The organism is Intestinimonas massiliensis (ex Afouda et al. 2020) (assembly GCF_900626285.1).
In the GTDB taxonomy this organism is placed as follows: Bacteria; Bacillota; Clostridia; order Oscillospirales; family Oscillospiraceae; genus Flavonifractor; species Flavonifractor massiliensis_A.
Map to the genome: position 1 here is coordinate 83,945 of NZ_LR131147.1, position 12,414 is coordinate 96,358.

Genomic DNA, 12,414 nt, shown 5'->3' on the forward strand with positions numbered 1-12,414 from the left:
CCCTCAGATGAAAAGCAAAACCATGTTTTATTGCACGGAGTGCGGAAATGAACTGCCCAAATGGGCCGGTCAGTGTCCCGCCTGCAAGGCATGGAACACCATTGTGGAACAGCCGGCAGAGACCAAGCGCCGGACGTCTGCGGCAGTTTCCGAGGGGCGGCACACCATGAGCCGTCCCCGGCCAATTGCTGAGGTGGAAACCACCCATGAACTGCGGTTTGAGACCGGAATGCGGGAGCTGGATCGGGTGCTGGGCGGCGGCGCGGTGCAGGGATCCCTGGTCCTGGTGGGCGGCGCTCCCGGTATCGGAAAATCTACTCTGATGCTGCAGATCTGTGACCACCTGTGCCGGTTTGCCAAGGTACTCTATGTATCAGGCGAGGAATCGGAACGCCAGATCAAGCTGCGGGCAGACCGGCTCCACGTCAGGGGGGAGGAACTGTACCTCCAGGCGGAGACCAATCTGGAGGATGTGCTGGAATCGGTGCGGGAACTGAAGCCGGATGTGCTCATCGTGGACTCCATCCAGACCTTATACAACGGTGACCTGTCGGCAGCGCCCGGCAGCATCGGGCAGGTGAAAGACTGCACCATGGCTCTTATGCAGCTGGCAAAAGGGCTGGGGGTCACCGTGTTTGTCATCGGACACGTGAATAAGGAGGGTTCCATCGCCGGACCCAAGGTACTGGAACATATGGTGGACTGCGTGCTCTATTTTGAAGGAGAGCAGCAGAACTCCTACCGCATCCTCCGGGCGGCCAAGAACCGGTTCGGGGCCACCAACGAGATCGGCGTGTTTGAGATGGGGGATTCCGGTCTGCGGGAAGTGCCCAATCCCTCCGAAATGCTGCTCTCCGGCCGCCCTCAGGATACGCCGGGCACCTGCGTCACCTGTGTGATGGAGGGTGTACGTCCCGTGCTGGCGGAGGTGCAGGCGCTGCTGGCTCCCACCAGCTTCAATGTGCCCCGACGCACTGCCAACGGATTCGACTTTAACCGGACCAACCTGCTGCTGGCTGTGCTGGAAAAGCGGGGCGGCCTGATGGTGAGCTCCTGCGACGCCTATATCAACGTCATCGGCGGCCTTTTCCTGGACGAACCCGCCGCCGATCTGGCTATGGTGATTGCCATGGCGTCCAGCTTCCGGGACAGACCGGTACCCGGCGATCTGGCCGCCATTGGAGAGGTGGGCCTGACCGGGGAACTGCGCTCCGTCAACGCTCTGGGCCAACGCCTGAGCGAGGTGCACCGGCTGGGCTTCACCAAATGCCTGGTACCTGCCCGGACAGGCGGCAAGCTGGATGTGCCGGAAGGCCTGCAGATGATCAAGGTGCGCAATATTCGGGAGGCCCTGGCGGCGCTCCTATGAGTGTTTATGCGTGTATTCCGCGCTCTGTTCGGTTGATGCCGGCTCTGGTCTGGGCACATAGTTGACGCAGGCGTTTTCTCCCGCCGGCAGCCCGCTGGCTGCCGCCCGTTCCAGGGTGCAGCAGCCGTCCGACTGGTACACACAGGCACTGGTGCAGGCAATAAATACCACGGCACATCCACTCCCATCAAGAAATAAAAAATGGGATCTATGGAACAAGGTTGTCCATAGATCCCATTTTTATTCCCTGATATCAGCCGTCCAGATCGGTGGTCAGAATCTTTTTCAGCTTGGCAAAGCGGGGAAGAGAGGCGTTCTTGGGCGCCTCCGGCTCACCCTGGATGAGAGGAAGCACATAGTCGATAAAGGGCTGCTCCACACCGTTTCCGGCGGCGTTGATCCACTCACGGGGCACCTTTTTTTCATAGTTGGCCACAATATCCAGAGGCTGCAGTACGGTTTCGCAGTGATAGCCATTGTCTCGGGTGCACCGGAAGGCTACCATCTTATCGGTAACGCCGGAGACTGCTGCCTCCACTGCGGCCTGGCCTGCCATATAGGCCTCATCAATATCGGTCTTGGAAGCCATATGAGAGCCGCAGCGCTGAAGCAAAGACAGCTCAATGCCGCGGACTTTGGCACCAGTCTCCATCTTAATGGAGTTGGCCAGCATCGTGGCCAGGCCACCCAACTGCGCATGGCCGAAGCCGTCGGTAGAGGAGACCTTAGCTTCGGAGACAAAGGAGCCGTCCGCATGGTGGATGCCCTCGGACACAGCCACCATACACTTGCCGGTATTACGGTAGATCCGGCCCACATCGTCCAGGAAGTCAGTCAGGTCAAAATCGGTTTCAGGCAGGTAGATGAGGTTGGGGCCATAACCAGCCCAGGTAGCCAGGCCGGCAGAGCCGGCCAGCCAGCCGGCATGACGGCCCATAATCTCGATGACTACGACCATGCCGGTATCATACACATGAGCGTCACGATGGACTTCCATACAGGTGGTGGCAATGAACTTGGCGGCAGAAGCGAATCCGGGGCAGTGGTCAGTACCATTCAGATCGTTGTCAATGGTCTTGGGCACACCTATGATACGGCACTCATAGCCCACCTTCTGCATGTACTTGGAGATTTTGTTGCAGGTATCCATGGAATCATTGCCGCCGTTGTAGAAAAAGTAGCGTACATCGTACTTCTGGAAAATCTCCAGAATACGCTTGTAATCGGTGTCATCTACATCGGGGTCGGCCAGCTTGTACCGGCAGGAACCCAGCGCGGAGGAGGGGGTATACTTCAAAAGCTCCAGCTCGGCCGCATCCTCCTCACCCATGTCATACAGCCTTTCCTCCAGCACACCCTTGATGCCGTGGGCCGCACCCAGGACCCGGGTGATACAATCGGTATCCAACGCTGTGCGGATCACGCCCAGCGCACTGGCATTGATGACGGCGGTGGGACCACCGGACTGACCGATGATGCAGGCACCCTTCAGTTCACTCATGTAGTTGCCTCCTGATAACTCAAATTCGAAAAACCTGGGTTTTTTCGGAAATATCATACCACGTCCTCTTGAAATTATCAATGAGAACTGCTAAAATCATGATTGATTAAGAAAAGGAGATGAGCCTTATGCCACTGGTTACCACTAAGGAAATGTTTGAGAAGGCCTATAATGGCGGCTATGCCATCGGCGCTTTCAACGTCAACAATATGGAGATCGTGCAGGGCATCACCGAAGCCGCAAAAGAGGTTAACGCTCCCCTGATCCTTCAGGTGTCCAAGGGCGCCCGTGCCTACGCCAACCACACTTATCTGATCAAGCTGGTGGAGGCCGCTATCATCGAGACTGGCCTGCCCATCTGCCTGCATCTGGACCACGGCGACAGCTTTGAGCTGTGCAAGAGCTGCATCGACGGCGGCTTCACCTCCGTTATGATCGACGCCAGCTCCAAACCCTTTGCGGAAAACATTGCGCTCACCAAGCAGGTTGTGGAGTACGCCCACGACCACGGCGTGGTGGTTGAGGCTGAGCTGGGTGCTCTGGCCGGTGTAGAGGACGAGGTCAACGTGTCCGCCGCCGATTCCCACTACACCCGTCCCGAGGAGGTCGAGGAGTTCGTCAGCAAGACCAACTGTGATTCCCTGGCTATCGCTATCGGTACCAGCCACGGTGCCTATAAGTTCACCGCCGCTCAGTGCACCCGCAATGAGAAGGGCGAGCTTGTTCCCCCTCCGCTGCGCTTCGATATCCTGGATGAAGTCGTGAAGCGTCTGCCCGGGTTCCCCATTGTGCTCCACGGCTCTTCTTCTGTGCCTCAGGAGTATGTGAAGATGATCAACGAGAACGGCGGCAAGATGCCGGATGCCGTCGGCATTCCCGAGGAGCAGCTCCGCCAGGCTGCCCGCGGCGCTGTCTGCAAGATCAACATTGATTCCGACCTGCGTCTGGCTATGACCGGCACCATCCGTAAGTTCTTCAATGAGCATCCCGATAAGTTCGACCCCCGCGAGTATCTGAAGCCCGCCCGGGCCAACATCAAGGAGCTGGTCAAGCACAAGCTGATCCATGTGCTGGGCTGTGATGGTAAGGCATAAAAACAAATTATAAAAAAGGAGAGGGGAGACCCTCTCCTTTTTTGTTTCCCACGCTTCCTCTTCTGCATAGGATAGCAGGAAAGGGGGGGAGTGTATGCTGGAACGGATCGCCTATAACCGTCGTGCAGCAGTGGCTTATGCCCACCGCTGGGCCTTTCAGCGCAACCCAATCTATTATGACTATGAGGAGATCGGCGGCGACTGTACCAATTTTGCGTCCCAATGTCTCTACGCCGGCGCAGGCGTCATGGATTTTACACCGGACTTTGGCTGGTATTATCTAAACGCCAACGATAAGGCGCCTGCCTGGACAGGCGTAGAATATTTCTACCGTTATCTGATTCGCCAGACACCCACGCCTGGCCCCGCCGCCGATGCGGTGCGCTTGACGCAGATTGCCCCAGGGGATTTTATTCAGCTCAGTGCCCGGGGCGACACCTTTACCCATACCGCCATCGTGGTACAAGTCCTGGGACGCCCCAACTTCCGCAGCGTTCTGGTGGCCTCCCATTCCTATGACGTGGATTACCGGCCGCTTAACACCTATTCCTTTCAAAAGGCCCGATTCCTCCATATCAACGGTGTCTGGCGTGAGCAAGAGGCGATCAGTCCGCTTTTTTAGACTTTATCCTGCCCAGCGGATTGGCCTTGGCGGCGGCGCGCAGGTTCTCGTTATCTACATGGGTGTAAATCTGGGTCGTATTCAAGTGTTCGTGGCCCAGTACCTCCTGAAGGGTACGCACATCCACGCCGTTCTGGAGCATCAGTGTGGCCGCCGTGTGCCGCAGCTTATGGCTGGAATACAGGGAAGCATCCAGACCGGCCTTTTTCAGCCGCTGCTTGACCATGTAATGAACGGCATCGGTGGTCATTCTGGTGTGTTTACGGGTCAGAAAAAGCGCGTTTTTATCCGCCGCCGCACTGCGGCTGCGTTCAGCAAGCCAGTCGTCGAGCGCAGCTTTGCAGGCGTCATTGAGGAAAATCATCCGCTCTTTATTGCCTTTGCCCAAAACGCGCAGCTGCTCGTCCCGGATATCCGTTAAGTTAAGCGAAACTAACTCGGAAATCCGCAGTCCGCAGTTCAGAAAGAGGGTTAAAATGCAGTAATCTCTGGCTCTGTTTGGCTCATCCACCGATTCCAGCAGATGGATGCTTTCCTCCAGATCCAGATAGCGGGGCAGCGACTTTTTCAGCCGGGGCGCGTCCAGGTCCTGCATGGGATTTTCCGAGATCAGCTTGGCCTTATTGGTCAGGTACTTATAAAAAGAACGGATCGCCGCGATCTTACGGGCCCGGGCTGAGGGTTCCAAACCGTAGCCGGTCATGGGGCTGTTGGCATGCTTGGCCCGGTCCCGGCTGAGATAGTTCATGTAGGCGTAGACATCGCTGAGGGTTACGGAACGGACAAAATCCAGGTCCACATCATCGATCAAAATATCGTCCAGCGCAGTGTCATGCGGTACGCGGCCTTTTTCCAGCTTCAGATAGCGGAAGAAGTTGCGCAGGTCCAGATAGTATTCATCTACAGTTTTGCGGGAATGTCCCTGTATGGTCTCATGGTACACCAAAAAGTCCCGCAGAATGGGCGGAGCGTCTTTTCGGTAGTCTGACACCGGTTTTGCCTCCCTCCAACTCAACAAAATTTTTATTTTGTTGAGTTCGCTCTCTAAATTCATAGCCGCCCCCTCTCGGGGTCGGCTTCTTCAAGGATCTGAACTTACGCGGGCGGCGTCGATCCGCCCGCCAACAAAATAGCCGTTTTGCTGAGTGCTTCACTGAGCCGGACGCCGGAGCGCGGAGCGTGGTGGGCAACGCTGACAGGGCGTCACGCCGGTTCACCTCCTTCTCAGCAAGATGACAAGGACAAGGTACCACAGGCGGCGGGATTTGTCAACCCGGAATTGACGGGCTCACCATCTGGTGACGCTCCGACCGGCTCTACGGCTGGCCTTGGTAGTCAGGAGCCGGTCGGCCATGGCGTAGATCATGGTGGTCTCGCAGGAGCCGTGGTTGAGGGCGCGGCGGACCCGGTCCAGGTCGCCGTACCTGTGGAGCAGGTCCACGGCGTAGACCTTGCGGAAGCTGTGGGGAGCCACGTTCTGAGGCAGGCGGAAGGCCCTGGCGGCCCGCTTGACGTCGGCCCAGACGGCCTGTCTGGTGCGGTGTCTGGACGGGTTCCTGCCCGGGAAGGCCCAGACCTCCCCTGCCTGGGCGCGGATGTCGGCCAGCAGACCGGCGGGCAGGCCCACCTGTCTGCGCTTGCGGGTCTTGCGCTCGGTGATCCAGAAGCGAGGCCCAAGCTGTTGGGTGCGCAGGGCCAGCACGTCGCCGACCCGGAGGCCGGTGTGTAAACAGACCCGGCAGACCAGCCGGTTTGACGGGGTAAGGGCGGCCAGGACGTGGCCGACCTCCCTGTCCAGAAGGTATGAAGTTTTCATGCCAACTCCTCTCTGCGGAGCAAACCGGCGGGGTCACTCGTCTCCACCGGTTCCCTGGAGGCCTACGGCCCCAGTGGTTTTGCTCCGGCTTAACAATCCAGAAAAAGTAAACTCGAAAGAATCAAACAAGTGTTCCAGCGAGACTTTTCCACCGCCTTCCACCGGCCTGGCCCGGAGGAGGGCGAAGGAGAGCCCGGCCTCTGGGACGTCGAAGCGGTAGACGCCTCCCTCCTGCTCCAGCTCCTCCAGGTCTCTTGGTCCCAGGTCGGTGAAAGAGACCTGGGGACGCCGGAGGGCACCGCCTGAGTAGTACCAGCGGCCGCCGGGCTTCTCGCCCTGCTTTCCGATGTACTTGCAGACGTAGCCCACAGCGGCGTGGTAGTCGCCGTAGAGTTCAATGGCGGTGGTGAAGCCCAGGGACCAGGCCGGGAGGTTGTAGACTGGGTGTCCCTCCCTGTCCCTGTGGCCGGAAAAAACGGCCTTCACTGCGTCGTTGAAGAAGCCGTGGAAGTGGATGGCCCCGTCCTTGTGCCGCTCTGGCACAAGGACGTAGGCCAGGCCGTGGCGGCGGACCTGGTTGTCCAGCCAGTTGTTGAGCCTGCGGGTGATGGCGGCCATGTCGTAGCGGTCCACCCTGGCCTGGTCCAGGGTGAGGGTGACGAACCAGCGGAAGGGGTTGGCCAGGGCCAGGTCCCTGACCTGGGCCCGGGCCCGGCGCATGGATCGGTCCAGGCTGGACCGATCCTGCTTCTCCCCGTCCTGATCCTGTCCCTGCTCCTGGGGCCGAGAGGTCCGCCTTGGGCGGGAAGGGCGCTTCCCTGCCTTCTCCCAGCCCTCCGGGTGGAAGATGGGCTTGTCGCAGGCCAGGACCTCCAGAGAGCCGTCGGGATAGGCCTTGATCCTGGCTGTGCGGCAGACGCCGCCCCTGCCGGAGCCGGACTGAGCCAGGAGCGCGGAGATGCTCATGGGGTGCTTGTCTTGGGTGGTCATGGGCTGGTGCGTGACGGAATGTTGTCCCTGTATCAAGTATAGGGAGCGTGGGCAGTCGCGGGAGCGAAGGGCACCGGTCCGGGGCCCCGGGCCCGTCGGGCCCCCGTGATGGGGGGGGCCCTCGGGGTCCCCCCGTCCCGGTTGTCCCGCCTCCCGTGGGATCGGCGGGACTTCTTTCGGTGTGCTCGGCCCTGGGGCCCCTGCGGGGGCCGCTCCGGGCCCCTGTGCGGCCCTTCGTTGGCCCCCTCCGGGCTTCGGCCCGCCCCGGCTGTCTCCTCCCTCGCTCCTGCGCTGCCTGGATTACCGCATCGGCGTGTCCGCCGCCATGACCAACCTTCTCATCTCCCGGAAATTTGACCCGGACCGGCTGTTCACCATCTATACCGGCCTGGACTTTACCCCCCGCACCCCCNCCCCCGCCCCCTTCCGGGCCCTCGCGGGTCCCCCCTGCGCTCCACCCCCTGCGGGTCCCTTCGGGCCCCTCCGGGGGCCGCCCTCCGGGCGTCCGGGCTCCTCCCGCCGGGCGGGGCTGGCGGCCCTGCGGGCCGCCTTTTCGCCTCCGCCCCGCCCGGCGTGGAGAGGGGTGCCACTGTCAGGCCAGCCCGGCAAGGGTCGAGACAAGCGGCCAGAGGCCGCCCTTGCCTGGCTTGTCCTGCCTGCGGCAGATGGTAGGGAGCCCCCCAAAAGGGGGCTTGACAAGCTCGAACGCTTGTGCTACTATGATGGAGCAAGGGCGTCCCGCTCTCTACCGTCAGCCTTTTGGCTGTCCTTTGGCCGTGGTAGAGGGCGGGCGTTTTTTCGCCTTCCCCTCCCGTCCCCCTCCGTCCGGAGGGGGAGCGCAAGGGCATGGGGATGCTGCGCATCCCCCGCCATCCGCCACGGGCGGGGACGAGGGGCCGAAAAGAGGGGTGCGGACGAAGTTGTCCGCACCCCTCTGGCGTATCCTGGTCTCCCGTTCGCACTCAACAAAACGGCCCTTTATTTTGTTGAGTTCGTGATCTAAATTCATAGCCGCCCCCCTGCGGGGTCGGCTTACAGTATATAAAGCCCACGGATCTTACCGGAGATGCGGTAAGATCCGTGGTGCTGCTTATTATTGAATCCCGGTCAGAGCGCGCATGACGGTGTAAGTCTGCTGGTCCAGACCCTTGTGCATCTGCAGCGCTTCCGTGATGTCATAATCCACATAGGATTCACCATCCATGGCAACCACACGGCAGCTCTTGCCCTCAGCCAGCAGCCGGACAGCCTCATAGCCCATGTATGTAGCAGCAATTCGGTCACGCACCGTAGGTGCGCCGCCCCGCTGCACATGGCCCAGAACGGTCACACGGGTATCCAGCGACGTAGCTTCCTTGATCTGTCTGGCCACCTCATAGGCGCCGCCTTCCACACCCTCTGCCACGATAATCATGAAATGGGTTCGTCCAGCCAGACGGGATCTGCGGATCGGCTCCATCAGATCCTCCTCATAGTTGACCTTCTGCTCAGGCACCAACACAGCCGTGGCGCCGCAGGCCACGCCCACGTTCAGAGCTACATGGCCGGCGTGGCGGCCCATGACCTCTACCACCGAACAGCGCTCGTGAGACTGCATGGTATCACGGAGCTTATCAATGGACTCCAGCGCGGTGTTGCAGGCGGTATCGTAGCCAATGGTATAGGTAGAACAAGCGATATCATTGTCAATGGTACCCGGAATGCCGATGACGCTCAGGCCCTGCTGGGCCAGGGTCAGCAGACCCCGGAAGGTGCCGTCGCCGCCGATTCCCACCAGAGCGTCCAGGCCCAACAGTTTGCAAGTGGCCACCGCCTTCTCCCGGCCCAGCTGGGACTTGAAGTCCTCGCTGCGGGCGGAATACAGCATGGTGCCGCCCCTTCTGGACAGACCGCTGACGCTTTCAAAGGTCAGGGGCACAAAGTCACCGTTGATCAGGCCATGGTAGCCGCGGCGAATTCCGATACACTCAATGCCCATATGCAGGGCGGTACGAACAACAGAGCGAATAGCTGCATTCATGCCAGGGGCATCTCCCCCGCTGGTAAATACACCGATACGGCGAACAGTTTTTTCCATATACAACGCTCCTATCTTATACCTTCAGCTCAACGTCTTTCTTTTGCAGGGCATCAGAATAGCGCTCCAGAACCGGACGCACATCATGCTCCAAAAAGGCATCCACCTGCTCCGGACAGCGGCCGATATAGCGGGAGGGGGTCATGTGGGCGGTCAGCTCCTCCCGGGTCATACCGAACAGCGGATCTTCCGCAATCAGGTCGATGAGGTTATTGGCCTCTCCCCTGTCCTTCACGTTGGCGCCTGCCTGCTGGGAGAGCACACGGATGCGCTCATGCAGCTGCTGGCGGTCGCCGCCCTTTTTCACGGCGTCCATCATGATGTTCTCACTGGCCATAAAGGGCAGCTCTTCCATAACGTGCTTTTCAATGACCTTCTCGTGGACAACCAGGCCGTCCGCCACGTTGGCGTAGATGCCCAGGATGCCGTCCACAGCCAGGAACGCCTCAGGGACGGACAGCCGCTTATTGGCCGAATCATCCAAGGTGCGCTCAAACCACTGCGTGGCCGCGGTAATGGCGGGATTCAGCGCATCGGCCATCACATATCTGGACAGAGCACAGATCCGCTCACAGCGCATGGGGTTGCGTTTGTAGGGCATGGCGGAGGAGCCGATCTGATGGGCCTCAAAGGGCTCTTCCACTTCCTTCAGGTTGCACAGCAGGCGCATGTCGGTGGCAAATTTGCTGGCCGACTGGGCGATACCGGACAGCGCGGAGAGCACCATATAGTCCGTCTTTCTGGAGTAGGTCTGTCCGGATACCGGCACCGTGGCGTCAAAGCCCATCTCTGCGGCAATCTTCTGGTCCAGCGCCACACACTTGGCGTGGTCGCCGTCGAAGAGCTCCAGGAAACTGGCCTGGGTCCCGGTAGTTCCCTTGCAGCCCAGCAGCTTCAGGGAGGAGATCCGGTGCTCCACCTCCTGGAGGTCCAGCAGCAGATCATTCATCCAAAGGGTAGCCCGCTTCCCCACCGTCACCAGCTGTGCCGGCTGGAAGTGAGTAAAGCCCAGGGTAGGCAGTGCCTTATAGCGGTCGGCAAATTTCGCCAGGTGGCCCAACACCCGCACCAGCTCATCCCGCACCAGGCACAGAGCCTCCCGCATCAGGATGATGTCCGTATTGTCGCCCACGTAGCAGCTGGTGGCGCCCAGGTGGATGATGGGCATGGCCTTGGGGCACTGGAGCCCATAGGCATGGATGTGGGCCATCACGTCATGGCGCAGTTCACGCTCAAACTGAGCCGCCTTCTCATAGTCGATATCGTCGATGTGGGCTTCCAGCTCTGACACCTGCTCCTGGGTCACCGGCAGGCCCAGCTCCATCTCCGCCCGGGCCAGTGCCACCCACAGACGCCTCCAGGTAGAGAACTTCTTGTCCGGGGAGAAAATGTACTGCATTTCATTGCTGGCATAACGGGAACAAAGTGGTGATTCATACTTATTTCTATTCATGGATACCCTTCTTTTACGCACAAAAATAGCAAGTCATTACAGCCGGTAGTATATCACAAAAGCCCCTCTGTCACAAGAGCAACTTTTTACTGATTCATAACGTTATGTGGCCCGCGACAACCGCACAGACACGGCTGCCGCGGGCCACTTTGCACCGCGGAAAGGGTGAAATTACTCCGCCAGGAACTTCTCCAGACGGTTCAGACCCTCCTTGATATTCTCCATGGAGGTGGCGTAAGACCAGCGGACGAAGTTGGGCGCACCGAAACCGGAGCCGGGCACCACGGCCACCAGGCCGTACTTCAGGAACGCATCGGCAAAGACATCGTCATTGGTGATCTCCACGCCGTGGATGGTCTTGCCGATGAGCTTCTCCAGATTCATCATCACATAGAAAGCGCCCTCGGGCTTGATGCAGCTGACACCGGGGATGGAGTTCATCCGCTCCACAATGTAGTTGCGCCGCTCCTCAAAGGCCTGGCGCATCGTCTCCACCTGATCCTGGGGCGCGGTGAGAGCCACAGCAGCGGCCTTTTGGGAAATCGCCACGGGAGAACCGGTGGAGTGGCTGACGTAATTGGCCATGATCTTGGCAATGGTGTCGTTGGCGCAGGCATAGCCGATCCGCCAGCCGGTCATAGCGTAGGACTTGGACACGCCGTTGACCAGCACAGTCAGCTCCTTGAGCTCAGGGCTCAGGGCGGCAAAGCTGGTAAACTTCTTTCCGTCATAGGCCAGGCTGTAATAGATTTCATCGGAGATCACATAGATCTCATGCTTCAGGCATACGGCCCCGATGGCCTCCAGCTCTTCCCTGCCGTACATCATGCCGGTGGGGTTGGAGGGATTATTCAGGATGATGGCCTTGGTCTTGGGGGTCACAGCCGCCTCCAGCTTTTCGGCGGTGAGCTTGAAGTGCTCAGCTTCAGTGGCGGTGACCACCACAGGCACGCCGCCCACCATGCGGATCAGTTCATAATAGCTGACCCAGTAGGGCGCAGGCAGGATGATCTCGTCGCCGGGATTCACCATGGCCCGGAGCGCCAGGTACACCAGATGCTTGGCGCCGCTGCTCACCACTACCTGGCTGGGCTTGTACTCCACGCCGCAGTCGGCCTTCATCCGATCACATACCGCCTGACGCAGCTCCACTGTGCCGGCGGCGGGGGTATAGCGGGTCACGTTGTTCTGAATGGCCTCAATGCCGGCCTGCTTGATGTTGTCGGGGGTGTTGAAGTCCGGCTCACCGGCACCAAAGCCAATAACATCAATGCCATCGGCCTTCATCTGCTTGAACATAGCGTCAATTGCCATAGTGGTGGACGCCCGGACGGACTGCGCGATCCTGGACAGCTCTTTCAATGGAATCTCTCCCTTGTACTCAAAGTTCTTGACATATTATATGCGCGAACTTGCAGAAAAGCAAGTGTTTCTTAAAAAAACTTCATGGTTTTTGAATGAGGAAGAAATTATTGATGCAAAATAGGGCGTC

The 12,414-nt window shown here is 59.5% G+C and carries 10 protein-coding genes; 3 read left to right on the top strand and 7 right to left on the bottom strand.

Annotation, left to right across the window (positions count from 1 at the left end; all coding sequences use genetic code 11):
* Positions 1-7 precede the first annotated feature (7 nt).
* Positions 8-1,369, top strand: coding sequence for a DNA repair protein RadA (radA, locus tag E0E41_RS00470; RefSeq protein ID WP_130868266.1), 1,362 nt, complete (start codon positions 8-10; stop codon positions 1,367-1,369).
* 253 nt (positions 1,370-1,622) lie between these two features.
* On the opposite strand, the gene E0E41_RS00475 is transcribed toward radA, so the two are convergent.
* A complete protein-coding gene (locus E0E41_RS00475) occupies positions 1,623-2,870 on the bottom strand; it encodes a 6-phosphofructokinase (protein ID WP_130868267.1) in 1,248 nt (415 codons plus the stop codon).
* Positions 2,871-2,998: 128 nt separating this feature from the next.
* On the opposite strand from E0E41_RS00475, the gene fba reads away from it, so the two are divergent.
* A complete protein-coding gene (fba, locus tag E0E41_RS00480; protein ID WP_130868268.1) occupies positions 2,999-3,964 on the top strand; it encodes a class II fructose-1,6-bisphosphate aldolase in 966 nt (321 codons plus the stop codon).
* 94 nt (positions 3,965-4,058) lie between these two features.
* Positions 4,059-4,586: an amidase domain-containing protein gene (locus tag E0E41_RS00485; RefSeq protein WP_130868269.1), complete on the top strand. Its 528-nt coding sequence runs from the start codon at positions 4,059-4,061 to the stop codon at positions 4,584-4,586.
* On the opposite strand, the gene E0E41_RS00490 is transcribed toward E0E41_RS00485, so the two are convergent.
* The 6 genes from E0E41_RS00490 to E0E41_RS00515 all read right to left on the bottom strand — a co-directional run bounded on the left by E0E41_RS00490 (position 4,570) and on the right by E0E41_RS00515 (position 12,284).
* Entirely contained in the window at positions 4,570-5,577 is a 1,008-nt protein-coding gene (locus tag E0E41_RS00490) for a tyrosine recombinase XerC (RefSeq protein WP_242623640.1), read from the bottom strand. The two genes, E0E41_RS00485 and E0E41_RS00490, sit on opposite strands and share 17 nt — an antisense overlap.
* A gap of 297 nt (positions 5,578-5,874) precedes the next feature.
* Positions 5,875-6,402, bottom strand: coding sequence for a tyrosine-type recombinase/integrase (locus E0E41_RS00495; protein WP_130868271.1), 528 nt, complete (start codon positions 6,400-6,402; stop codon positions 5,875-5,877).
* Positions 6,403-6,435: 33 nt separating this feature from the next.
* Positions 6,436-7,392 (bottom strand): rolling circle replication-associated protein, encoded by a 957-nt coding sequence (locus E0E41_RS00500; RefSeq protein ID WP_130868272.1) that lies wholly within the window; start codon positions 7,390-7,392, stop codon positions 6,436-6,438.
* 1,093 nt (positions 7,393-8,485) lie between these two features.
* Positions 8,486-9,469 (bottom strand): 6-phosphofructokinase, encoded by a 984-nt coding sequence (pfkA, locus tag E0E41_RS00505; protein ID WP_130868273.1) that lies wholly within the window; start codon positions 9,467-9,469, stop codon positions 8,486-8,488.
* 16 nt (positions 9,470-9,485) lie between these two features.
* Positions 9,486-10,922: an adenylosuccinate lyase gene (gene purB / locus E0E41_RS00510; RefSeq protein WP_130868274.1), complete on the bottom strand. Its 1,437-nt coding sequence runs from the start codon at positions 10,920-10,922 to the stop codon at positions 9,486-9,488.
* A 171-nt stretch (positions 10,923-11,093) separates the two neighbouring features.
* On the bottom strand, positions 11,094-12,284 hold the full coding sequence (locus tag E0E41_RS00515; protein WP_130868275.1) for a pyridoxal phosphate-dependent aminotransferase: 1,191 nt from the start codon (positions 12,282-12,284) through the stop codon (positions 11,094-11,096).
* Positions 12,285-12,414 lie beyond the last annotated feature (130 nt).